Origin of the sequence: Pseudodesulfovibrio indicus (genome assembly GCF_001563225.1) — a bacterium.
Lineage (GTDB): Bacteria > Desulfobacterota > Desulfovibrionia > Desulfovibrionales > Desulfovibrionaceae > Pseudodesulfovibrio > Pseudodesulfovibrio indicus.
The window spans coordinates 834,185-855,744 of the sequence record NZ_CP014206.1; the positions used below are offsets into that span (position 1 = coordinate 834,185).

General features: G+C 66.9%; 21 protein-coding genes and 1 pseudogene. 7 read left to right on the top strand and 15 right to left on the bottom strand.

Annotated features, from left to right (window positions below):
• Positions 1-141: 141 nt before the first annotated feature.
• Positions 142-1,383, bottom strand: a complete 1,242-nt coding sequence (gene hisS, locus AWY79_RS03875; protein WP_066800546.1) for a histidine--tRNA ligase — start codon at positions 1,381-1,383, stop codon at positions 142-144.
• A gap of 196 nt (positions 1,384-1,579) precedes the next feature.
• Here hisS and AWY79_RS03880 point away from each other — a divergent pair, with 196 nt between their 5' ends.
• The 3 genes from AWY79_RS03880 (at position 1,580) to AWY79_RS03890 (ending at position 5,081) form a co-directional block, all read left to right on the top strand.
• The gene (locus tag AWY79_RS03880; RefSeq protein ID WP_066800547.1) at positions 1,580-3,481 is read left to right on the top strand and encodes a molybdopterin-dependent oxidoreductase; all 1,902 of its coding nucleotides are present in this window, start codon (positions 1,580-1,582) and stop codon (positions 3,479-3,481) included.
• A 19-nt stretch (positions 3,482-3,500) separates the two neighbouring features.
• Positions 3,501-3,680, top strand: coding sequence for a hypothetical protein (locus tag AWY79_RS03885; protein ID WP_066800550.1), 180 nt, complete (start codon positions 3,501-3,503; stop codon positions 3,678-3,680).
• Positions 3,681-3,806: 126 nt separating this feature from the next.
• Positions 3,807-5,081 carry a transcription antitermination factor NusB gene (locus tag AWY79_RS03890; RefSeq protein ID WP_066800552.1) on the top strand — a complete coding sequence of 425 codons (1,275 nt, stop codon included), beginning with the start codon at positions 3,807-3,809 and terminating at the stop codon, positions 5,079-5,081.
• Positions 5,082-5,115: 34 nt separating this feature from the next.
• Here the strand turns inward: AWY79_RS03890 and AWY79_RS03895 are convergent, their stop codons facing one another.
• Positions 5,116-5,703 carry a phage connector family protein gene (locus AWY79_RS03895; RefSeq protein WP_066800555.1) on the bottom strand — a complete coding sequence of 196 codons (588 nt, stop codon included), beginning with the start codon at positions 5,701-5,703 and terminating at the stop codon, positions 5,116-5,118.
• A gap of 405 nt (positions 5,704-6,108) precedes the next feature.
• Between AWY79_RS03895 and AWY79_RS19245 the strand changes: the two are divergent.
• Positions 6,109-6,354 (top strand): annotated as a pseudogene (locus AWY79_RS19245) (HD domain-containing protein); the annotation flags it as partial.
• Here the strand turns inward: AWY79_RS19245 and AWY79_RS19250 are convergent.
• Positions 6,258-6,557 (bottom strand): hypothetical protein, encoded by a 300-nt coding sequence (locus AWY79_RS19250; RefSeq protein ID WP_233490990.1) that lies wholly within the window; start codon positions 6,555-6,557, stop codon positions 6,258-6,260. The pseudogene AWY79_RS19245 and the gene AWY79_RS19250 overlap by 97 nt on opposite strands.
• 233 nt (positions 6,558-6,790) lie before the next feature.
• Between AWY79_RS19250 and AWY79_RS19255 the strand changes: the two genes are divergently transcribed.
• Positions 6,791-7,300 (top strand): HD-GYP domain-containing protein, encoded by a 510-nt coding sequence (locus AWY79_RS19255; RefSeq protein WP_233490991.1) that lies wholly within the window; start codon positions 6,791-6,793, stop codon positions 7,298-7,300.
• Positions 7,301-7,307: 7 nt separating this feature from the next.
• On the opposite strand, the gene AWY79_RS03905 is transcribed toward AWY79_RS19255, so the two are convergent.
• From AWY79_RS03905 to AWY79_RS03925, 5 genes are all read right to left on the bottom strand, one after another.
• A complete protein-coding gene (locus AWY79_RS03905) occupies positions 7,308-8,303 on the bottom strand; it encodes an asparaginase (protein WP_066800559.1) in 996 nt (331 codons plus the stop codon).
• A gap of 49 nt (positions 8,304-8,352) precedes the next feature.
• Positions 8,353-8,958, bottom strand: a complete 606-nt coding sequence (locus AWY79_RS03910) for a DsbA family oxidoreductase (protein ID WP_158509853.1) — start codon at positions 8,956-8,958, stop codon at positions 8,353-8,355.
• 64 nt (positions 8,959-9,022) lie between these two features.
• The gene (glnD, locus tag AWY79_RS03915; RefSeq protein ID WP_066800562.1) at positions 9,023-11,638 is read right to left on the bottom strand and encodes a [protein-PII] uridylyltransferase; all 2,616 of its coding nucleotides are present in this window, start codon (positions 11,636-11,638) and stop codon (positions 9,023-9,025) included.
• Positions 11,639-11,827: 189 nt separating this feature from the next.
• Entirely contained in the window at positions 11,828-12,166 is a 339-nt protein-coding gene (locus AWY79_RS03920) for a P-II family nitrogen regulator (RefSeq protein WP_066800567.1), read from the bottom strand.
• 15 nt (positions 12,167-12,181) lie between these two features.
• The gene (locus AWY79_RS03925) at positions 12,182-13,384 is read right to left on the bottom strand and encodes an ammonium transporter (protein ID WP_066800568.1); all 1,203 of its coding nucleotides are present in this window, start codon (positions 13,382-13,384) and stop codon (positions 12,182-12,184) included.
• Positions 13,385-13,649: 265 nt separating this feature from the next.
• Between AWY79_RS03925 and AWY79_RS03930 the strand changes: the two genes are divergently transcribed.
• Entirely contained in the window at positions 13,650-14,102 is a 453-nt protein-coding gene (locus tag AWY79_RS03930) for a hypothetical protein (RefSeq protein ID WP_066800569.1), read from the top strand.
• Positions 14,103-14,104: 2 nt separating this feature from the next.
• Positions 14,105-14,851: an SIR2 family NAD-dependent protein deacylase gene (locus tag AWY79_RS03935; protein ID WP_066800571.1), complete on the top strand. Its 747-nt coding sequence runs from the start codon at positions 14,105-14,107 to the stop codon at positions 14,849-14,851.
• A 92-nt stretch (positions 14,852-14,943) separates the two neighbouring features.
• Here AWY79_RS03935 and galE read toward each other — a convergent pair whose 3' ends face one another.
• The 7 genes from galE to AWY79_RS03965 form a co-directional block, all read right to left on the bottom strand.
• Positions 14,944-15,921, bottom strand: coding sequence for a UDP-glucose 4-epimerase GalE (gene galE / locus AWY79_RS03940; protein ID WP_066800576.1), 978 nt, complete (start codon positions 15,919-15,921; stop codon positions 14,944-14,946).
• 52 nt (positions 15,922-15,973) lie between these two features.
• A complete protein-coding gene (locus AWY79_RS03945) occupies positions 15,974-17,608 on the bottom strand; it encodes a methyl-accepting chemotaxis protein (protein WP_066800578.1) in 1,635 nt (544 codons plus the stop codon).
• A 166-nt stretch (positions 17,609-17,774) separates the two neighbouring features.
• A complete protein-coding gene (locus AWY79_RS19260; protein WP_233490993.1) occupies positions 17,775-18,368 on the bottom strand; it encodes a chromate transporter in 594 nt (197 codons plus the stop codon).
• Positions 18,290-18,925 (bottom strand): chromate transporter, encoded by a 636-nt coding sequence (locus tag AWY79_RS19265; protein ID WP_233490994.1) that lies wholly within the window; start codon positions 18,923-18,925, stop codon positions 18,290-18,292. Before AWY79_RS19265 ends, AWY79_RS19260 begins: the two co-directional genes overlap by 79 nt.
• Before the next feature lie 4 nt (positions 18,926-18,929).
• The gene (gene hemW, locus AWY79_RS03955; RefSeq protein WP_066800581.1) at positions 18,930-20,159 is read right to left on the bottom strand and encodes a radical SAM family heme chaperone HemW; all 1,230 of its coding nucleotides are present in this window, start codon (positions 20,157-20,159) and stop codon (positions 18,930-18,932) included.
• Positions 20,160-20,162: 3 nt separating this feature from the next.
• A complete protein-coding gene (locus AWY79_RS03960; protein WP_066800583.1) occupies positions 20,163-20,519 on the bottom strand; it encodes a hypothetical protein in 357 nt (118 codons plus the stop codon).
• Between the two features lie 2 nt (positions 20,520-20,521).
• Positions 20,522-21,064, bottom strand: coding sequence for an epoxyqueuosine reductase QueH (locus AWY79_RS03965; protein WP_066800586.1), 543 nt, complete (start codon positions 21,062-21,064; stop codon positions 20,522-20,524).
• Positions 21,065-21,560: the final 496 nt, after the last annotated feature.

The following is a 21,560-nucleotide window of genomic DNA, read 5'->3' on the forward strand; positions in this document are numbered from 1 at the left end:
TCGCCGTCCGCGCCATGACGGTCCTTATTGCACTTTTTTGCGGCAAAGCCGCACGGGGGATTCCAAAGGCCTCGGCCTTTGGCCGCCGGAGGCGAAGTCACCCGACCCCGCCGCGCAGCGGCTTCCCCTTCCCCCTGATCTCTACAGTCCCGCCAGGTAGGCGGCGCGGTCCAGGGTCTCCTGGTCCTTGTCGCCGGCCATGTCCTTGACGGTGACGGTCTTGTCGGCCAGTTCGGCCCCGCCCAGGATCAGGCAGGTCTTTGCGCCGGACTTGTTGGCCGCGCGCATGCGGGACTTCATGGACCCGCCGGAAAAGCTCACCTCGCCGGTCAGCCCCTTGTCGCGCAGGGCCTGGGCGAAGAGCATGGCCTCGTTGGCCGCCGCGTCGTCCACCACGGCCAGGTAGAAGTCCGGCCCGGGAAGCTCGCGGTCGCCGAGCAGCAGGGCGAGACGCTCCATGCCGCAGGCGAAGCCGGTGCCGGGGCAGTCCGGGCCGTCCAGGCTCTGGATCAGCCCGTCGTACCGGCCGCCGCCCGCCACCGAGGTCTGGGACCCGATATCCAGGCTCGTCACCTCGAAGCAGGTGCGGACGTAGTAGTCCAGGCCGCGCACCAGCCGGGGATTGAGGGTATAGGTCACCCCGGCCCCGTCGAGGATGGTCCGCACGTCCGCGAAGTGGGTCTCGCAGTCGGCGCACAGGTGGTCGGTGATCAGCGGGGCGTCCTTGACCAGTTCCTTGCAGGTCGGGACCTTGCAGTCCAGCACCCGCAGGGGGTTGGTCTCCATGCGGCGGCGGCAGTCCTCGCAGAAATTCGCCTTGTCCTTGGACTTGTAGTAGTCCACCAGGGCCTGCTTGTACGCCGGGCGGCATTCGTGGCAGCCCAGGGAGTTCAGCTCCACGGTCAGGCTCTTGAGGCCGATGCGGTTCAGGAACGAGGTCAGCATCAGGATCAGCTCGGCGTCGGCCTGGCCCTCGGGCGCGCCGAAGACCTCCGCATTGATCTGGTGGAACTGGCGCTGGCGGCCTTTTTGCGGCCGCTCGTACCGGAACATGGGGCCGAAGGTGAAGAACTTGGAGATGAGGCCGGGCTGGTGGGTCTTGGACTCGATGAACGCCCGGACCACGCCCGCCGTGGCCTCGGGGCGCATGGTCAGGGAGCGGTCCTTGCGGTCCGGGAAGGTGAACATCTCCTTGCCCACCACGTCGGTGTCCTCGCCGATGGACTTCTGGAACAGCTCGGTCTTTTCCAGGATGGGGGTGCGCAGCTCGCCGAAGCCGTAGCGGGAGAAGACCTCACGGGCGCACGATTCCATGAAGGTGTACTTGGCGGCCTCTTCCGGGAAGAGGTCCGCGAATCCCTTTATTTTTTGCACTTTCGCCATGTCGCGTTTAATATCCTTAATTTATGCTCGGGTCGGTGGAACCGAATCTGGTTAGACCAAACGGGCATGATTGTCAAAAACTGTGCGCGGGTCATCCTTCCGGGCGGGGGCTTCGGCCCCGGCGATACCCCTGATCGCGTCTTTTGATTTGACCCTCGGCGTAGAATCCCCCACTCTCTGGACCGGAGGACCGGGCATGAAAATCACAACCGCGTGCACCATGGACTGCGGCGACGCCTGTTCGCTGGTGGTCGATACCGAAAAGAAAACCGTCCGGGGCAACCCGAAGCACCCGTTCACCAAGGGATTCTGCTGCAAGAAGGGCGGGCGCTACTTCGAGCGCATCGGCTCCGAGGACCGGATCACCGAGCCGCTGGTCCGGCGCGGGTCCGGGTTCGAGCCGGTCTCCTGGGACGAGGCCATGGCCCTGGTCGCGGACAAGCTCGACGCGGCGCGCTCCGTGCCGGAGTCCATCCTGCATATCCACGGCCACGGCTATCGGGGCATCCTGGGCAAGGCCAGCACCGTCTTTTTCGAGAAGCTCGGCGCTTCCACCCATTACGGCTGCCTGTGCGACGACACCGGCATCGAGGCGTGCATCCGCGACTTCGGCGTGCTCAACCACAACGACCCCGAGGACATCCTCAACGCCGACAGGGTGGTCAACTGGGGCCGGGACATGACCCGCTGCTCCATCCACCAGCTGGCGCTGGTCCAGAAGGCGCGCAAGAACGGCACCGAGGTTCTGACCATCTCCCCCGGCGGGGACGGGACCCCGGAGTTCTCCGACGTCAACGTCATGATCCGCCCCGGCACGGACCGCTTCCTGGCCGCCGCCGTGCTCAAGCTCTTCCTGGAGGCGGGCGACCTCAACCCGTGGGTCCTGACCCGCACGGCCAACTGGCCCGCCCTGCGCGGGCTGGTGGACGGACTGAAGTTCCGCGACCTGTGCGCGGCCTGCGAGGTCCCGGCCAGGGACGCGGAGATGGTCTACGAGTGGTACGCGGACCGGGGCGCGGTGGCCACGGTCATGGGCTGGGGGTTGCAGCGGCACGTCTACGGCGGCGAGAACGTCCGCTTCATCAACGCCGTGGCCATGGTCTCGGGCCAGATCGGCATCCGGGGCGGCGGCTCCTATTTCAACATTTCCTCGGGCCGCAACCTGGGCGACTGGTCGCATCTGGTGGAGGGCGGGGTCCCGGCGGGCGAGCGGCGCAGGCTGCTCCTTCAGGACCTGGGCGCGGAGCTGGCCAAGGCGGACCCGCCCGTGGATTTCGTCTGGATCGACGGCCACAACGTGGTCAACCAGATCCCGGACGGGCTGGCCCTGGCCGATGCCCTGGCCGCGCCCTTCGTGGTGGCGGTCGAGGCGGTGATGAACGACACGGCCATGCGGGCCGACGTCATCCTGCCGCCCGCCCTGATGTTCGAGCGCGAGGACGTGCTCGGCTCCTTCGTGCACAACTACGTGAACCGCTGCGCCGAGGTGGTCCCCCCGCGCGGCAACGCCCGACACGATTTCGACATCATGGCCGAGCTTGGGGCGAGGCTGCGGCGGCCGGTCCGCTTCCCGGACAGGGAGCGCTGCCTGCGCGAGGGGCTCAAGGCCGCGAACATCTCCTGGGACGAGTTGGAGGAGAACGGGTTCGCCCGCGTGAACCACCCGGTGGTGGCCTTCGAGGACCTGGTCTTCGGCCATCTGGACGGGTTGTACCGGTTCCCGGAAGCGCTGCACCCGGAACCTCCGCGCGACCCGGACTACCCGCTCCAGCTCCTGACCCTGGTGCGCGGCGAGTCCCTGCACTCCCAGATCCCGGAACAGAACATGCGCGGGGTGCCCACGGTCTGGATATCGAAACAGAATCCGGCTTTTGGTGGCCTGAACCCGGCCATGGACGTATATCTGACAACGGACCTGGGAGCCATGCAGGTCCGGGTGGAGACCGTGGAGGATCTGCACCCGAGGACGGTGATCATGCGCCGGGGCGGATGGATGAAGTACGGCCACGGGGCCAATGCCATCATCGCGCCGTCGGTCACGGACATGGCCCACGGGACCGCGTATTACAGCCAGTCGTGCAGACTGGAGAACCGATAATCGAACACAGGAGTTTCAGATGCAGATGTGGAAGAAGATCTTGGTGATGTTTTGCCTTCTGGCCGTCATGCTGCCCGCCTTCGGATGCAGCGAGGAAGGGCCCATGGAAAAGGCCGGCAAGAAGGCCGACCAGGCCATGGAGGATGCGGGCGACGCGGCCAAGGACGCGGGCGAAGCCGCCAAGAAGCTCTTCGAATAGCAGCCGCCGAGGCGATTCCAGGGGTGCGGCCGGAACGCTCCGGCCGCACCCCTGTTTGCGTATTGTCGCCGGGACTTCTGAATACCCCTCTTGCCAACGGGGTTTGGGGGGGGTAAACATGCACGCATGCAAGCAAGTTCCGCAAAACCGCTGCCTCCGGCCCGGCGGGTGGCCCTAGAAGCCCTGTTCCGCTGCCTGATGAACCGCCAGGACATCCAGGCCGCCCTGGACGCCGCCCTGGCCGGTGGCCTTGACGACCCCCGCGACCACGGACTGGCCACGGAACTGTGTTACGGCTACCTGCGCCTCAAGGGGCGCATCGAGTACATCCTTTCGCGGTTCCTCAAGGACCCGGGCAAGCTGACCCCCAAGATGCGGCTGGCCATGGGCGTCGCCGCCTACGAAATTCTTTTCCTGGACAAGATCCCGGCCTACGCCTCGGTGGATTGGGCCGTGGAGTTCTCCAAGTCCAAGCCGGGCGCGCGGCTGGCCGGGCTGTTCAACGCCGTGCTCAGGCGGGTGTCCGAGCTGGGCGACGCGGCCCACGATCCCGACTTTTTCCGCAGGGACGCCTCTCTGCCGGAATTTCTGTCCCGCTGGTACTCCTGCCCCCAGTGGCTGGTGGACATGTGGTGGCGCGAATACGGCGAAAAGACGGCCACCGACTACCTGGAGGCCCAGATCCGGCCCCCGGCCCTGGGTTTCAACCTGTTCGGCCATCCCCAGGCGGACGAGCTGTACGCCGAGATCGCGTCCTGGCCGGAGCTCATCGACATCGAGGGCATGTCCTTCGCCCTGCCTGCGGGGACCGGCTTCGAGGGCGAACCGAATCCGCCCATATCGCGCCAGTCCTTTGCCGCACGCCAGGCCGTGGAGGCCCTGGACCCGGAGACCTGGACCGGCCCGGTCTGGGACGCGTGCTCCGGGCGCGGCGGCAAGACCCGCATCCTGCTCGAAAAGGGGCTGGACGTGTTCGCCTCGGACCCGCACAAGGGCCGCCTGGCGGCGCTCTCGCGGGAGCTGCCCGGCGTCGAGACCTTTGCCGCCAATGCGGCCGAGGCCGTGCCCCCGCGCGTTCCCGGCTCCGTTCTGCTGGACCTGCCGTGCTCGGGCCTGGGGGTTTTGTCCCGGCGGCCCGATACCAAGTGGAAGCGCAGGCCCGCCGACCTCGGCGACCTGACCCTGCTCCAGCGGGAAATCCTTGAGAACGCGCTGGCCCAGGTCCGGCCCGGCGGATTGATCGCGGTCATCACCTGCACCCTGAACCCGGAGGAGAACCAGGGGCTGGTGGCCCGGTTCATCAAGGACCACCCGGAGGTCAGGGTCAAGCGGGAGTGGACCACCCCGTCGGATTCGGTGCTGAACGAATTCTTCTACGCCGCCTCCCTGGCCGTGGAATAGGTCCGGCCCGGGCCGCGGGCCGGACCCTTCGCCTCTACGCCGGCCTGCCGATCTTCGCACCCAGCCAGGTGGCCGGAACCACGGACTCGGGAACGCCCTCGCGGGCGTCCACGCCGCGCGCCTCGGTCAGTTTTTCCTGATAGGTCTTCCAGCAAGACTGGGCCAAGGCCGTGGACCCGGACAGGGGATAGGCCAGGGTCGCGGCCATGCGGGCCGAGAGCGTTTCGGCCAGCAGGGCGTCGTATTTCTTGGGGTCGGTCTCGCGGCGGACGTAGGAGATGAACAGCGGGGGTTCCTCGTCGCAGAGGATGATCCCGGACTGGATCTCCCACTCCAGGACCTCCGTGCCGTCCGCGCCCACCACCCGGATGACGCGCAGGAAATCCGTGGGCAGGACGTACTTGTACTCCCATTTCCACAGCGGGGCGGCGGTCCCGGCGGCCAGTTCGGCCTGGGCCATGGCGCAGTTCCAGGGATGGGCGCGCAGGACCGCGTCGCGCACGGCGGGCCAGCGGTGGTTGCACAACCCGGCGGCCTTGGAGTTGTCGCCCAGGGACATGATGGCGTCCTCCCCCAGGTCCAGCAGGGCATTGTTGCAGATTTCGATGACGCTTGTTGCCATAGTCGGTACCTCGTTCGGTTGGGGGTTCGGCACCCGGTTCGGGGTGAGCGTACCACGGGATTTATCCGAAACCGGCGAACGGGAGAGATTGGCAGGCAAAAGCGGCTGAAAAGCCTAAAAAAACATCTTGACGGGGTTGAAAAATGTCCTGTCACCGTCTGTTGACATCCTGAGAAAGGGTGGTAATTTTTCCCTTCGCCCGCCAAATATAATTGTCGGCGGGTGCTGCCGCACCGAACATTGAACGGCGTGCGACACTGCCGTCGAAATATTTGCTCTCAAGGTACTGAAATGGTCATGGAAGACGTTTCCCTCATCGATTTGGCCTGTGGAATTTCCTCAGCACTGGATTACATATCGCCCACGGTGACCGGGCATCATCGCAGGGTGGGCATGGCCTCGGTCATGTTCGGCAGCCATCTCGGCATCACCGCGCCCTCCCTGGTGGACCTGCTCCTGGCGGGGCTGCTCCACGACATCGGGGCCTTCTCCATGGACAGGCCCCTGGACGGGCTGGGGTTTGATTCGGACCTGGAGGAACACGCCGTGGTCGGCTACCGGCTGCTGCGGGACCACCCGTTCCTGGAGCGCGCCTCTCGCGCGGTCCTGTACCACCACACCAGCTGGCGGGACCTGCGCGTCATCCGCCAGGAGGGCGACCGCGAGACCCTGCTCATGGCCAACATCATCAACCTGGCCGACCGGGTGGACATCCTGCGCAGGGTGGGGACCAGAAAATACGAGCGCAAGGACGTGGAGCGCACCGTGGCCGGGTTCTCCTCGGACATGTACGCCCCCGAAGCCCTGCGGGCCTTTACCGAGCTGGTCGACAACGGCATCTTCTGGGCGCTCATGGAGGATCAGGAGATGCCGGTCAGGGACCTGCTCTCCCGCGAGCTTCTGGACGTGCGCATCACCCCGGACCAGCTCATCGACTTCTCCGGGTTCTTCACCCGGATCATCGACTTCCGGAGCCGCCATACGGCCACCCACACCGCGGGCGTGGCCGAGAGCGCGGTCCTGCTGGCCCGGTTCGCGGGCACTGGACGAACAGGCGTGGCAGAGCCGGCTGGCCCGGTTCGCGGGCATGGACGAACAGGAGCAGAAGAGCATGCGGCTGGCGGGCAACCTCCACGACATCGGCAAGCTGGCCGTGCCCACCGAGCTGCTGGACAAGCCGGGCGCGCTGGAAAAGGACGAGTACGTCAGGGTCCAGGATCACGCCACGGTCTGCGCCGAGGTGCTGCGCTCCATCCCCGGTCTGGGCGAGGTGGCGGACTGGGCCTGCCAGCACCACGAGCGGCTCAACGGCAAGGGGTATCCCCTGGGGCTGACCGCCGATCAACTGTCGCTGGGCAGTCGGATCATGCAAGTGGCGGACGTGCACACGGCCATCACCGAGGACCGGCCCTACCGCAAGGGCATGAGCCGGGAACAGGCCCTTGCCGTGCTTCGCTCCATGGCGGAAAAGGGTTTTCTGGACGCGGACATCGTGGACCTGGTCATCGACAACCACGACCATCTCGACGCGGTCCGGTCCATGGTCCAGAGCCGGGCTCTGTCGGAGTTCGAGCGGTTCGCGCGGGGGATCGGCTAGACGCCGGTCACGCTTCCTCGAAGAGCGCCCGGATTTCCTCTGGGTCCGAAGTCAGCCCCAGGGCGCACATCAGCCGGATGCGGGCCTTGGGTCCGCCCAGCCTGCCGGACAGGATGACGCCCTTGGCGTGCAGGTCCGCGCCGCCTCCGGGATAGCCGTAGATGGGCCACACCCCGCCCTCGATGCAGCGCGTGGCCAGGACCACCGGCAGCCCCGCTTCCAGGCACGCCTCGATCCCTTCCACCATGCTTGGTGGCACATTCCCCGCTCCGAACCCTTCGATAACAATCCCTTTGGCGCCGCGGCTTCGTGCATGATCGACAAGTGACCGGTCAATTCCCGTATACGCGGTGAGAAGCGGCACGTTCGGCTCGATGGCCGGGGGGGAAATCTTGCGCCGGGGGTTGGGGGTGGAGTGCCTGCGGGCCAGGAGCACGGACTCGCCGGCCACGTACCCGACCACGCCCGCCTCGCGGGATTCGAAGGCGTCCACGTTCAGGGAGTTGACCTTGACCGCCTCGCGCGCGGCGAAGATGCGGTCGGTCATCAGGATGCACGCCCCGATGCCCGGGGGCAGGGGAAGCAGGCAGGCGCGGACCGTGTTGGCCAGGTTGCGGATGCCGTCGTACCCGGCCTCGGAGTAGTAGCGCATGGACCCGGTCAGGATGACCGGCTTGTCCGAGTGGACGACCAGGTCGCACATGTAGGCGGTCTCCACCAGGGTATCGGTGCCGTGCAGGACCACCGCGCCGAGGACCGACTCCTCCATGAGCGCCTCCTCCACGTCGCGGGCCAGCCGGAACATGTCCGCCGGGGTCATGTGCGGGCTGGGCTTGTCCGACCACAGGACCGGTCGCAGGACGACCTCGGACTCCTGCGGTGCGAGCTGGTTGAGCAGCCCTTCGAAGTTCCCTCCGGGAGCCACCCCCTCCTTGCCTTCCACCGGCGACATTCCGATGGTTCCACCGGTAAAGAAAATAACTATTTCAGGAGATTTGGTCATATCGTCTCCACTGTTGCTGTTCGTTGCGGTTGTTTGCTGTCCGCGCCGGTCAATCGCTGTTCGCGGCCTCTTGGAGAGCATTGCGGAACTGGGTCTCGTCCACGGCACCGGTGATGGTCCGGCCCCCTTTGATGACAAAGGTGGGCAGGGCCGTCACCCCGGCCCGCCGGGCCGCTTCGGACCCCTCGGCCACGCGCGCGGCAAAGCGGTGGTCGGCCAGGGCCGGGGCCAGCTCCTCCGGGTCCAGGCCCGAGGCTTCGGCCACGGCGAGGATCACGGCCGGATCGCCGATGTCCCGCCCTTCGGTGAAGAGCGCCCGGTACATGCGTCCGTGGAACTCGCGGAACCGGCCCTTGTCCCGGGCGAACTCGGCCGCCTCAAGGGCGAGCCGGGTATTGGGCAGCCGGGTCATCTCCCCGAACCGTATGCCGTAGGGCTTGCCGCGCAGGTTGCAGGTCATGGTCACCTGGTCGATGTCGAAGCGGTCGAACAGTTCCACGAGGTCCCGGCCCTCGGGCGGGGTTTCGGGGTGCAGCTCGTGGGGCAGCCAGAGGTCCTCTAGGCCGAACTCGTCCCGGAAGTGATCGACGATGCCCTTGCCGATGAAACAGAACGGGCAGGCGAAATCCGAAAAGATGGTCAGTTGTACGGTCACGGCGTTTCCTTTGGTCGACTTTCGCCCCACACTCTAAGGGCGGAGGGCGAAAAGTAAAGCGCTTTTACCGGGGCGAGGCGGCTTCGAGCAGGTCGGCGCGCAGCCGCTCGATGCGTTCCGGGTCCAGGAGCCGCTGCCCGTCCTGGGTGCGGACGTGGAAGACGTCGGCGGCGCGGCCCTTGATGGTGGTGATCTTGGCCAGATGGATGGACAGGGAGTGCTCGGCCAGGGTGCGGGCCATATCGAAAAGGAATCCCGTGCGGTCCGTGGCCGCCACCTCCACGATGGTGTGGAAGTCGCTGGACCCGGTGTCCACGGTCACCAGGGGCCGGAGTTTCGGGGCGGAGCGCCCTTTGGTCAGGGGCGAGAGCCTGCGCTCCTCCAGCCGGGCGGCCAGGTCGAGCTTGCCGGTCAGGGCGTAGTGCACGGACCGGGAGATGCGCGCCCAGACCTCCTCGGCAAAGAGGTTCTCGGGCGGCTCGGCCACGGTGAACACGTCCACCACGGTGCCGTCCTTCCAGGTGAAGATGTCCGCGGCCAGGATGTTCAGCCCGTGCAGGGAGATAGCTCCGGCCAGGGTGGCGAAGAGGTAGGGCTGGTCCACGGCGGCGATGGTCAGCTCGAAGGTGTTCTCCGCCTTGCCGGGCGCGGCCTCGATGAGGTTGACCCCCTTGCCGCCGATGGACGACGGCTTGCGCATGCGGTCCTCGGCCACGGCGTCCCAGAGGCGCTTGACCAGCCGGAGGTGGGTCCCGATGGCCTCGGGCGAAAGGGCGAAAAAGGCGCGGGTGGGCATGGCCCGCATGCCCGCCTCGGCAAAGTCCGGGTCCAGGCCGGACCCGTCGACCCGGGCCGCGTCGAGCACGGCCTGCCGGGTGTCGGCCAGCTTCCTGGCCGCGTCCGGCTCGGCCAGCGGCCCGTGTTGCAGGAGCTTGCGCGCCTTGAAATACAGCTCGCCGAGCAGGGACCGGGTCCAGGAGTTCCAGGCGCGGGGGCCGGTGGCCATGGAGTCGGCCACGGAGAGCAGGTAGAGCATATCGAGCCGGTCACGGGTTCCGGCCACCCCGGCCACGTCCGAGGGCACGCGCTCGTCCGACAGGTCGTGCCGGGTGGCGGCCTTGGGCATGAGCAGGTGGTGCTCCACCAGGAAGGCCACGTCCCCGATCAGCTCGGGTTTGCGGCCGTAGCGGGCCAGGACCTCGCGGGCGATCTCGGCTCCGGTCCGTGAATGGTGCGGCTGGCCCTTGCCCAGGTCGTGGAAGAACCCGGCCAGGATGAGCCGCACCGGGTCCTTGATCCCGGAGGCCATCTCGCCGGTCCACTCGCCGTCGCCCCGGATGAACGAGGAGAGTAGCGCCACCGTGGCCAGGGTGTGCCTGCCCACGGGGTGGACGTGGTAGTCGTTGAATTGGATGAGGTGCTCCACGTCGCCGAATTCCGGGAAGATGGCCGGGAGCAGCCGGGTCTCCACCAGCCCTTCGCAGGCCACCCCGCAGAACGGGGCCAGGAAGATCTCCACCAGGATGGACAGGGTCTCGGACCGGTCCACCAGCCCGCCCGCGAACCGGCCCGGGTTGCTGCGCACGATGCGCCGCGCGCCCCAGGTCAGGGGCAGGCCGGACCGTGCGGACTCCAGGAACGCGCCGAGCACGTTGTCCGGGGTCACGGCAGACTGGCTGCGGAAGAACAGCCCGGCGGGCCCGGCCTCGACGTTGCGGTAGGAGGGGGTGGGCAGGGCGCGGCCGTTCTTCACCGGGAACCCCTCCTGGAAGAGCGCCTCGCGCATGGCCTTGATGCGGGTCATGGCCTGGTGCAGCCTGGAGAGGAAGAACTCCACGGCCAGCCCCCGGTCCTCGGGGGAGTCGGTGCGGGGGACAAACCCCATGAGCCGCGCCGTGGGCGGCTGGAGGTCGAAGAAGAGGCGGTCGGTCTTGCGTCCGGCGGACAGGTGCAGGGCGGTGCGCACGCGGTTCAGGAACGCCTGGTCGTCGCGCAGCCGGGACAGCTCCTCGGGCAGGAAGACCGGGTCGCGCCCCATGGTCGCCAGCACGCGGCTCAACCAGGCGACCTGCTGGCCGTCGCGCAGGCCGCCCAGGCCGTTCTTGAGCTCCGGCTCGAGCATGCCCGTGGCGTCGCCGTACTGGACCAGCCGGGTCTCGTTGTGCTCGCGCAGGCTCTCGGCGAAGGTCGCGCCCGATTTGCGCAGCACCTTGGATTCGAAGGTCGCGCGGAAGTGCTCGAAGACGTCGGCGTCACCGGCCAGGGGGCGTCCGTCCATGAGCGAGGCCAGGACCTGGAAGTCCTTGCGCGCCAGGGACACGCAGTCGGTAATGGTGCGCACCCCGTGGCCCAGGTCCAACCCCAGGTCCCACAGGGGGTAAAGGAGCGCCTTGATGAAGGCGTCCGCCCCGGACGGGATGCGGCTGCGGAACAGGAGCAGGACGTCGATGTCCGAGCCGGGGCAGAGCCTGCCGCGCCCGTAACCGCCCACGGCCACCAGGGCGAAGCCGAACCGCTGCACCCCGGCCTCCCTGACGCGGTCCTCGAAATAGTGGTCCACCAGATGGGTGTATTCCCAGGCGAATCCGCCCACCGAACCTGCCTTGGCGCGTTCCCAAAGATGCGCCCTGGCCTGTTTCAGCCTGCGGGCGGATTCGGGAAGGTGGCTGTCTGGCTGCATGGTGCGACTTTAGGGGAGAGCGTGGTCCCCGGCAAGGGGGTGGAGGGCGGCGGCCGGTGGGTGAACCGGCCGCCGCCTGCCGGGAATGGGGCTGGAAAGCCCGGGCGGGCAGGGACTCTCTTTCCTCGCTGGCCCGGAAAACCCGGCCCGGAACGACCGGGCCGGGGGGTGTGACTGTAAAAGGATGAGCTAGATGGCTTCCTCGCCGGTCTCGCCGGTGCGGATGCGGACCACCTCGTCCACGGTGGACACGAAGATCTTGCCGTCGCCCACCTCGCCGGTCCGGGCGGCCGCGCGCGCGGCCTCCACCACCTGCGGAGCGAAGTCGTCCTCGACCACGGCCTCGATCTTGATCTTGGGCACGAAATCCACCTGGTATTCCGCGCCGCGGTACACTTCCTTGTGGCCGCCCTGGCGGCCGAAACCCTTGACCTCGCTGACGGTCATGCCCTTGACCCCGATGCCGGAGAGGGCGGTCTTGACGTCGTCGAGCTTGAAGGTCCGGGTGATGATTTCAATCTTTTTCATGATGCTGACTCCTTGCTACCACTGATAGCCGGTCTCGGAATGCTCGGCAATGTCCATGCCCTTGTCCTGATCCTCGGGGGTGGCCTTCAGGCCGATGGTCGCGTCCACCACCTTGAAGATGATGAAGGTCATGACGAAGCAGAACGCCCAAGTGGCGACCACGGAGACGAACTGGACCCACAGCTGGTGGGCGTTGCCCGCGATCAGTCCCTCGGCTCCGACCGTGGCCAGCACACCGGTGGCCAGCGCGCCGTAGGTGCCGCCCACGCCGTGGATGCCGACCACGTCGAGCGCGTCGTCATAGCCGAGCCTGTTCTTGAGCATGATGCCGCCGAAGCAGATCACGCCAGCGCCCAGGCCGAGCACGATGGACCACATGGGGGTGATGAAGCCAGCCGCCGGGGTGATGGCGACCAGGCCGGCGACCGCGCCGGAGGCTGCGCCCAGGGTGGTGGCCTTGCCGCCGTGCATCCATTCCGCGACGATCCAGGACAGGGCCGCGGCGGCCGTGGCCATGTGGGTGGTCACGAAGGCGTTGGCGGCCAGCCCGTCGGCTGCCAGGGCCGACCCCGCGTTGAAGCCGAACCAGCCGAACCAGAGAATGGCCGCGCCGAGGATGGTCATGGGCAGGTTGTGCGGGATGAAGGGCTGGGAGCCGTATCCCTTGCGCTTGCCGATGAGGATGGCGCAGCACAGGGCCGCCGCGCCGGAGCTCATGTGGACCACGGCCCCGCCCGCGAAGTCGAGGGCGCCCATCTGGCCCATCCAGCCGCCGCCCCAGACCCAGTGGCACATGGGGGCGTAGACCAGGATCAGCCACAGGGCCGAAAAGACCATGAACCCGCCGAACTTCATCCGTTCGGCAAAAGCGCCGGTGATGAGCGCGGGGGTGATGACCGCGAACATGCACTGGAAGATCATGAAGGTCAGGTGGGGCAGGTTCTCCGCCGGGGAGCCGACGTTGTCCATGCCCACGCCCGTGAGGAAGGCGAAGTCCAGGCCGCCGATCAGTCCGCCGATGTCGGACCCGAAGGACAGCGTGTAGCCGATGACCGCCCACAGCACGGACATGAGCCCGAGCATGATGAACGATTGCATGATGGTTGCCAGCACGTTTTTCGAGCGGACCAGCCCGCCGTAAAACAGCGCCAGTCCCGGGGTCATGAACATGACCAGGGCAGCGCAGACCAGGATAAAAGCGTTGTCAGTGAGATTCATTGTTCATTCCTCCGAACCCCTCGATATGCAAAAGTGGGGCCAGAGAGAAACCGCGTGAATACAGGGATTTCTACAATAAAGTTCGAATCTACATTTACAAAACTGGAAAAAACGGCAAAAAAATGCCAAAATTGGCAAATAAAATGTAGCCAATCAGGACGGGAGAAAGCGGGCGGCCTCCCGGTTTGACCGAAGCTGGCCGAAACGCTAGGCTCCATACGGAAGTGGCTGAACGGGCCGGGGGCCGGCCAGGGAGGGTGTCGCCGTGAAGATGAGAACCAAGAGCGCGCTGGTCGTGACCATCGGCCTGGCCCTGCTCTTCTACGTGGTCTTCGCCTTTGACTACACGGACCACTACGTGGGCGACCGGTTCCTGGAGGCCGTCCGGACCGCGCCCGAGGACTCGGCCGGGTCCTTTTCCCTGGACGCCTTCATGGAATACTACGATTGGGATCACGTCTGCGTGGTCCTGCCCGGGTCCGAACGGGAGTTCAAGACCATCCTCGGACGCCCCTACCGGCTCCAGGCCGCCAACGACCGCACCTGGAGCCTCGTGCTGCTGAAGAACGACGCGGTCAACGCCGAAATCCCGGTGGACTCCTCGATACTCCTGCCGCCCGCCATGCCCGACAACCAGTGCATCGACCGCTGGAGCGCCATCTTCGCCCTGGAGCGAGACGGCACGGGGCGGCTCCACCTGACCTATTCCGGCCACTAGCCATGTCCAATCACGCTCTGGAGAACGCGGCCCTGGCCCTGAGGAACGCCCGCTGCGCCATGGCCTTCACCGGCGCGGGCATCTCGGTGGAGTCGGGCGTCCCGCCCTTCCGTGGGCCGGGTGGCGTGTGGGCGAAATACGATCCCGACAAGTTTGAGAAGGGATACTTCAAGCGCCATCCCGAAGAGGTCTGGCCGCTGCTCAAGGAGATCTTCTACGACACCCTGGGCCGCGCCAGGCCCAATCCCGCGCACCTCGCCCTGGCCGAACTCGAAGGTGCCGGGATGCTCGCGGGCATCGTCACCCAGAACATCGATTCACTGCACCAGGACGCCGGGAGCCGGACCGTGCACGAGTACCACGGCTCCACCCGGCGCATGCAGTGCCTGTCCTGCCGCGCCTTCTTCGACACCGGAGCCATCTCCCTCGACATCCTGCCGCCGCCCTGCCCGTCCTGCGGCGGCCTGCTCAAGCCGGATTTCGTGTTCTTCGGCGAAGGCATCCCCAGCGACGTGCACGCCGCCGCCACGGACCTGGCCAAGCAGGCGGACGTCTGTCTGATCATCGGCACCGGGGGCCAGGTCATGCCCGCCTGCCGCATTCCGCACATCGTCAAGAACCGGGGCGGCGTGCTCATCGAGATCAATCTCCACGATACCGCCTACACCTACAACGCCACGGACTACTTTCTCCAGGGCAGGGCCGGGGACATGACCCCGAAGCTCGTGCGCGCCGTCCTGGAGCGCTAGCCCGGTTTGCGGGTGCCCACGGGGATGATCCCGTCGGCGGTGAGGAACGCCCGGCGGCCTGGTTCGGGGCCGCAGCGGTCCCGTCGTCGGGCCTACGCCAGATCCTTGGTGTGCCAGTTCCAGGCGGTGCGGACGATGTCGCGGACGTCGTCGAACCGGGGGGTCCATTGCAGGACGTCGCGGGCCGCCGCCGAGGACGCGACCAGGGCCGGGGAGTCGCCCGCCCGGCGTCCGGCCTCGGTGACCGGGATGTCCCTTCCCGACACCTCGCGGGCCACGTCGATGATCTCGCGCACGGAGAACCCGTTGCCGTTGCCCAGGTTGAAGGCGCGGGACCCGCCGCCGGATTCCAGGTGGTCCAGCGCCCTGACGTGGGCGTCGGCCAGGTCGGTGACGTGGATGTAGTCGCGCAGGCAGGTGCCGTCCGGGGTGGGATAGTCGGTGCCGAAGATGGTGATGGTGTCGCGCAGCCCCAGCGCGGCCTGAAGGATGAGCGGGATGAGGTGCGTTTCGGGCTGGTGCCGCTCGCCGATCTCGCCGTCCGGGTCGGCCCCGGCGGCGTTGAAGTAGCGCAGGCAGACGTGCTTCAGGCCGTAGGCGCGGTCGCAGTCCGCCAGGATCTGCTCGATCATCCGCTTGGACCAGGCGTAGGGCGAGAGGGGCGAAAACGGATGGTCCTCGGCGATGAGCTCGGTCTGCGGTTCGCCGTACACGGCGGCGGTGGACGAAAAGACCATGCGTTTCACGTCCGCCTTGAGCATGGCGTCCACGAGATTCAGGGTGTTGCGCACGTTGTTGCCGTAGTAGAGGTCCGGTTTCTCCACGGACTCGCCCACGGCGATGAAGGCGGCGAAGTGCAGGACCTCGCCGATGTCGTGCCGGGAGAACACGGATTCGAGAAAGGCCGGATCGGCCAGGTCGCCGTGCTCGAATTCACCCCATTTGAGAAAGTCGCGGTGGCCCGCCACCAGAGAGTCGAGGACCACGACCTCGCGTCCGAGGCGGGACAGGGCCTTGGCCGCGTGGGAACCGATATACCCGGCACCGCCGGTGATGAGTGTCTTTTTCATCCCGGAAAGATACTCCAAGCCGGGGCAAAAGAGAAGACCCGGCGGGCGGGCGTCAGCTCTGCATGCGCCCGATCAGCTCCTTGAGGGAGGAGGCCAGGGAGGACAGCCGCTCCAGGTCGTCGCGGGCCTCGCCCATGGCGTGGGCGGTCTCGCTGGAGATGGTGTTGATCTGCTCGGTGGCGCGGGTGACCTGCTCGCTGGACGCGGACTGCTCCTCGGCGGCGGTGGCGATGGAGCGCACCTGGTCCGCGGTCTGGATCACGCTCTGCTGGATGTTGCGGATGGACTCGCCGGCCCGACCGGCCAGCTCGGTGGAGGCCTGGATGGCTTCCACGGCGGACTCGGTGGCGACCACGTTCTCGCGGGTGCCGGACCGAATGGACCGGATGGCCGCGTCCACCTCCTTGGTGGCGGTCATGGTCTTTTCGGCCAGCTTGCGGACCTCGTCCGCGACCACGGCGAAGCCTCGCCCGGCCTCGCCCGCGCGGGCCGCCTCGATGGCCGCGTTCAGGGCCAGGAGGTTGGTCTGGTCCGCGATGTCGTCGATGACCTGCATGATCGTCCCGATATTCTTGGTCTGCCCGTCGAGATGGGCCATGGAATCCTTGAGGGATTCGGATTGCTCGCCCACCTCCTGAATGGCCCGGACCACCTGCTCGACCAGAGCCGCGCCCTCGTCGGCCAGGTTGCGCATGTCGTCGGCGTTGATCGAGGCGTCGGAGGCGTTGCGGGCCACTTCCAGCACCGTGGCGTTCATCTGCTCCATGGCCGTGGCGGTCTCCCCGGCGCGGTCGCGCTGGATGTCGGACCCGCGTCCGGCCTCGTCCACGGTGCGGGCCAGGGCCACGGAGGCCTCGTCGAGCTCCCCGGCGATGGTCTCGGCCTCGCGCGCGGCCTGGGCCATGATCTCGTGCTGGCGCAGGGCCTCGGCCTCGCTCTCCTTGATCTGGGTGGTCTCGGTCAGGATGGTGAACGCGCCCACGATCTTGCCGTCCAAATCCTTGATGGGCGAGATGTCCACCAGCAGGTGGTAGGGGCGGCCCTTGCGGCCCTTGCCCTCGGTGACCTGGCCCACGATGACCTTGTCCTTGCGCATGCACTCGCCGAGCAGGGTGGGGCGGCTCTTGTCGCCGTACACGAACTCGGCCATGTGCATGCCGATGAACCGGGAGGGCGGCTCGTCGATCTGGAGCAGGTCCAGTTCGGCCTGGTTCAGGAAGGTGATGATTTCGTCGGTGTCCACCACCACGCACGGCTGGGTCAGGCCGGTCAGCAGCCCCTGGGCCATGCCGAGCTTGGTCTTGAGCTCGCCGGTCATGTTCCGGACCGCGTCGATGGTCTCGCTGATGGCGTCCTTGGCCGCGTAATCGATGGTCAGGTTGTAGTTTCCCGCGGCCACCTCGTGGGTGTAGGCCGAAAGATGCTGCAGCGGCTTGATCAGGGTGCGCACCAGGAGGAAGCTGCCCGCTATGGACCCGGCCACGCCCACGCCCACGACCAGCGCGGCCACCAGCAGGAGCTGGCGCTCCACGCCGGCCAGGGTTGCGGGATCGATGTGCAACTCGCCCAGGGCGCTGTCCGCCATGAAGATGATGGCCCCGGCCAGGAACACGGCGGTCAGGGAGACCATGCTCACCACGCCGATGATGAGCTTGATACGGAAGGGAACTTTCCTCGGATCAATCATGATGCCCCCCTTGTCCGCCGGGACGCGCCATTGACGCGGCCGTTGAAACGGGCTGTTTTCTAGAAATTCTTTAAATTCTGTACGGACGCAGCCGGATTCTGTCAATATGCGGAAGTTCCGGGGGTTTTTCCGCGCTGAAGGGGGATGGGGCCGGATTTCGGGGGGATCAGAACAGCAGCGCGCCCAGCCCGGCCCCGGCCAGGACCACCCACAGGATGTCCACCTTGCGGTTAAGGGCGTAGAACGCGCCCAGGGCCAGCACGGCGCGGGCCGCGGACCAGTCGATGTCCAGGCCGAAACGGACGGCCACCGCGCCCATCAGCCCGACCAGTGAGATGAGGCTGCCGCGCAGCACGCGCCGGGCCACCGCCGAATGGACCACCCGGTCCGCGAACGGCGTGGCCGCGCAGAGGATGATCAGCGAGGGCGCGAACACGGTCACGGCGGCGACGACCGCCCCGACCAGCCCGGCCACGGCGTAGCCCACGAACGCGCCGGTCATGACGATGGGGCCGGGGGTGACCTGCCCCAGGGCGATGCCGTCCATGAACTCCGGCCCGGACAGCCAGCCGCGCACCTCCACCACCTCGTGGAGCATGAGCGGCACGGATACGTACCCGCCGCCGAAGGCGAAGCAGTCGATCTTGACCATCAGCAGCCCCAGCCGGAACAGGGCGGGGTTCACCGCGTACAGCGCGGCCAGGAAGGCGAGCAGGCCGAGGAGGAGCCATCCGGCGAAGCGCAGGGGGCCTCGCCCCACGGCGTGTTCGCCCAGGGGGCGGTGTCCTGGTCGTCGCGCAGCAGGAAGACCGCCAGCAGGCAGACCCCGGCAAGGGCCAGGATCGGATTGCCCTTGAAGACCAGCCACAGCCCCGCGCCTCCGGCCAGGAGCCAGGCCGCCGGGGTGTCCAGGTAGCGGCGGGCGAAGTTCACGGCGGCGTTGGCGATGAGCGCGGTGATGACCAGTTGCAGCCCGGCGAAGGCGGCGGTGATGGCGGCCACGTCGCGGGCCGCGAAATAGATGACGGACAGGCCGAGCATGAGCAGGAAGGCGGGCAGGGAGAACCCGGCGTAGGCGGCCAGCGCGCCGGGGCCGCCGCGCGAGCGCAGCCCCACGTAGGCCGCCACCTGCATGGCCGTGGCCCCCGGCAGAATCTGGGTCAGGGCCGTGCCCAGCCGGAAGGAATCCTCGCCGATCCACTGCTTGCGGTCCACTGCCAAGGCCCGGATGTACGGCACCATGGCCGGTCCGCCGAAGGCGGTCAGCCCCAGCCGGAGGAAGGAGAGGAAGAGTTCGATCAGTCCGGGGCGGTTCATGGGATCAGTCTCCGAAGGCGAGCCGTTTGATGATCACGTTGGACACCAGCATGCCGTTCTTGGTCAGCCGCAGCCTGCCGCCGCTGATGCGCACCAGGTTCTCGCGGTGCAGGGCGGTGATAAGCTGTTCCTGGCGCTTGATGAGGTCGAACCCGGCGCGTTTGCGGAACTCCTTGAGATCCAGCCCCTTGCCCGTGCGCAGGGAGAGCATGACCATCTCCGCCAGCAGGTCCTCGTCGGTCAGTTCCTCGAAGTCCTGGCCCACCAGCCCGCCGCGCACATAGGCGTCGTATTCGTCCATGTAGCGCGGCACCGTGAACCGCCTGCGCCCCAGGGTGGAGACCGCCGACGGCCCCAGCCCCAGGTAGTCGGACCCGTCCCAGTAGCCGGAGTTGTGCACGGACATGAACCCCATGCGCGCGAAATTCGAGACCTCGTAGTGCAGGTAACCCACGGATTCCAGGTACTCCGCCCCGTACACGAACATGCGTCCCTGTTCCTGGTCCAGCGGCAGGGTCAGGTCGCCGCCCTCGCCGCACCGCTTGGCCATGAGCGTGCCTTCCTCCAGGGTCAGGTTGTATGCGGAGATGTGTTCCGGGCGCATCTCGGCCACGATGCGCAGCTGGTCCAGCCAGACCTTCAGCCGCTGGCCGGGCAGTCCCCAGATGAGGTCCAGGCCGATGTTGCCGAACCCGGCCCGCCGCGCCTGGTCGAACGCCTGGTAGGCCATGGCCACCGAGTGCGGGCGGCCCATGACCTGCAGATCCGCGTCCTTGAGGCTCTGCATGCCGAGCGACAGCCGGTTGAAGCCGATGGACAGGAGTCCCCGGAAATAGCTCACGTCCTGGGCCGAGTCCGGGTTGGCCTCGATGGTCGTCTCCGCGCCCGGACCGAGCTCGAAGGCGTCGCGGATGGCCTTCATGATCCGGTCCAGATTTGCCAGGGGAATCAGGCTCGGTGTGCCGCCGCCGAAATAGACCGTGCGCAGGAGGGGACGCTTCAGCCGCCGTCCCCACAGCTCGATTTCCTGGAGCAGCAAGTTGAAATACCAGGAAAAGGTCACCTGGTTGAAGGACTGTGAGTGGAAGGAGCAGTAATGGCAGCGCGACACGCAGAACGGGACGTGGATGTAGAGCAGCAGCCCCTTGGCGTCGGGGCCGGTTCCGGCCCCCTTGCCCGCAACCTCCGGGAAGGCGGCCCGCACCGGCACGTTCTCGCCGTAGATTTTGCCCATGGCCTACCCGTTCGCCCGGCGGCTGGAAAAGACCGCCAGCGCCCCGAGGACGAGGTACAGGGCCACGGCCAGGGCGACGACGGCCACGCCCGGTGCCGAGGCCAGGCTCGACCACGCCAGGAGCAGCGCCCCGGCCCCTTCGTAGAGCATCAGCACGGTGATGGCCCAGATGGAGATGATCCGGCCCGAATAGGCGAACCGGGCGATGACCGCATAGACCGCCACGGCCAGCACGCCGATGACCCAGACCTCGGCCGTGCCCGCCATCAGCCCGCTGGCCACGGCGGCGATCGCCTTGATGAGCAGGAAGCCGAGCAGCACGTTGCGGCGGTTGAAGAGGAATTCGAGCAGCGCGCGCATGCCTAGCCCATCAACTCCCGCTTGTACCGCTCGTTCTCGCTGTACAGGCAGCCGCAGTACTGCTGGCGGTAGATTTCCCACTCCTTGGAGGTCTCGATGCCCTCTTTCCAGCCCTCGCGGAAGTCGCGGTACAGGAACTTGGTCTTGGCGGTTTCCAGGTCGCGCCCCAGGGCCGCGATCTCGTCGTGCTTCTGGTATTTGGAATAGAGCAGGGTGGTGGTGAAGAAGTCGAATCCGCCCTTGCGCGCGATCTGCGCCGTACGCTCCAGGCGCATGGCGTAGCAGTGGAAGCAGCGGTTGTTCTCGCGGTGTGCCACGGCCCGGAACCACTCCTGTGGCCGGTACTCGTCGTCCTTGACGATGACCTTGATCCCCAGCCGCTCGGCCACGGCCAGACACCCGTCCCGCCGCTTCACGTACTCCGTGAGCGGATGGATGTTCGGGTTGTAAAACAGCCCCGTGACCTCGAACCCCTCGCCCAGCAGCGCCTTCAGCGTGGTGATCGAACACGGCCCGCAACAGATGTGCAACAGCAGTCTCGGCATAGCACCCGCATTCTGCTCTGATTTCACTGGATTTGTAAAGGTATGTGGAGAGAGGGGCGGGGAGCGGCTTTCCTACCCCGCCACTCCGCCCGAAGGCCCTCTTTTCTTCCGTCGCCGTGCCGTCAAGCAGCAGTGAGCGAGCCCTGTTCCGGACGCCTGGAAGCCGACCGCGAAGGGGCGGCGGCTCAGCTCCCGTGACCCGGAGGTATTCCATATAATGGGCGCTCTCGTGGAGACTGTCCCTATACTTTTGATCAGATGGAGCCGCCCCGAGCGGATCGGATTCTTGGCGGCCAAACTCGGGCGGTGATGTCCCCCCAAAGCAGTTTTCTTTGGTTCTTTCTTTTTTGCTTTGGAAAAAGAAAGAACCCCGCCGGGAGGGCTGTTACAACTTGGAGGAGCGCCAGCGACGGCTCTGTTTCCCAGCCTCCGCCCGCCCCCGGCCCAAACATCCCGTCAAGTTGATTTTTTATGCTTATCGCCCGCTTTCAAGCGA

Excerpts from the sequence above, each read along its gene's own strand:
- hisS (WP_066800546.1), bottom strand. The coding sequence starts at position 1,383 with ATGGCGAAAGTGCAAAAAATAAAGGGATTCGCGGACCTCTTCCCGGAA.
- AWY79_RS03880 (WP_066800547.1), top strand. The coding sequence starts at position 1,580 with ATGAAAATCACAACCGCGTGCACCATGGACTGCGGCGACGCCTGTTCG.
- AWY79_RS03885 (WP_066800550.1), top strand. The coding sequence starts at position 3,501 with ATGCAGATGTGGAAGAAGATCTTGGTGATGTTTTGCCTTCTGGCCGTC.
- AWY79_RS03890 (WP_066800552.1), top strand. The coding sequence starts at position 3,807 with ATGCAAGCAAGTTCCGCAAAACCGCTGCCTCCGGCCCGGCGGGTGGCC.
- AWY79_RS03895 (WP_066800555.1), bottom strand. The coding sequence starts at position 5,703 with ATGGCAACAAGCGTCATCGAAATCTGCAACAATGCCCTGCTGGACCTG.
- AWY79_RS19250 (WP_233490990.1), bottom strand. The coding sequence starts at position 6,557 with ATGAGCGCCCAGAAGATGCCGTTGTCGACCAGCTCGGTAAAGGCCCGC.
- AWY79_RS19255 (WP_233490991.1), top strand. The coding sequence starts at position 6,791 with ATGGACGAACAGGAGCAGAAGAGCATGCGGCTGGCGGGCAACCTCCAC.
- AWY79_RS03905 (WP_066800559.1), bottom strand. The coding sequence starts at position 8,303 with ATGACCAAATCTCCTGAAATAGTTATTTTCTTTACCGGTGGAACCATC.
- glnD (WP_066800562.1), bottom strand. The coding sequence starts at position 11,638 with ATGCAGCCAGACAGCCACCTTCCCGAATCCGCCCGCAGGCTGAAACAG.
- AWY79_RS03920 (WP_066800567.1), bottom strand. The coding sequence starts at position 12,166 with ATGAAAAAGATTGAAATCATCACCCGGACCTTCAAGCTCGACGACGTC.
- AWY79_RS03925 (WP_066800568.1), bottom strand. The coding sequence starts at position 13,384 with ATGAATCTCACTGACAACGCTTTTATCCTGGTCTGCGCTGCCCTGGTC.
- AWY79_RS03935 (WP_066800571.1), top strand. The coding sequence starts at position 14,105 with ATGTCCAATCACGCTCTGGAGAACGCGGCCCTGGCCCTGAGGAACGCC.
- galE (WP_066800576.1), bottom strand. The coding sequence starts at position 15,921 with ATGAAAAAGACACTCATCACCGGCGGTGCCGGGTATATCGGTTCCCAC.
- AWY79_RS03945 (WP_066800578.1), bottom strand. The coding sequence starts at position 17,608 with ATGATTGATCCGAGGAAAGTTCCCTTCCGTATCAAGCTCATCATCGGC.
- AWY79_RS19265 (WP_233490994.1), bottom strand. The coding sequence starts at position 18,925 with ATGAACCGCCCCGGACTGATCGAACTCTTCCTCTCCTTCCTCCGGCTG.
- hemW (WP_066800581.1), bottom strand. The coding sequence starts at position 20,159 with ATGGGCAAAATCTACGGCGAGAACGTGCCGGTGCGGGCCGCCTTCCCG.
- AWY79_RS03960 (WP_066800583.1), bottom strand. The coding sequence starts at position 20,519 with ATGCGCGCGCTGCTCGAATTCCTCTTCAACCGCCGCAACGTGCTGCTC.
- AWY79_RS03965 (WP_066800586.1), bottom strand. The coding sequence starts at position 21,064 with ATGCCGAGACTGCTGTTGCACATCTGTTGCGGGCCGTGTTCGATCACC.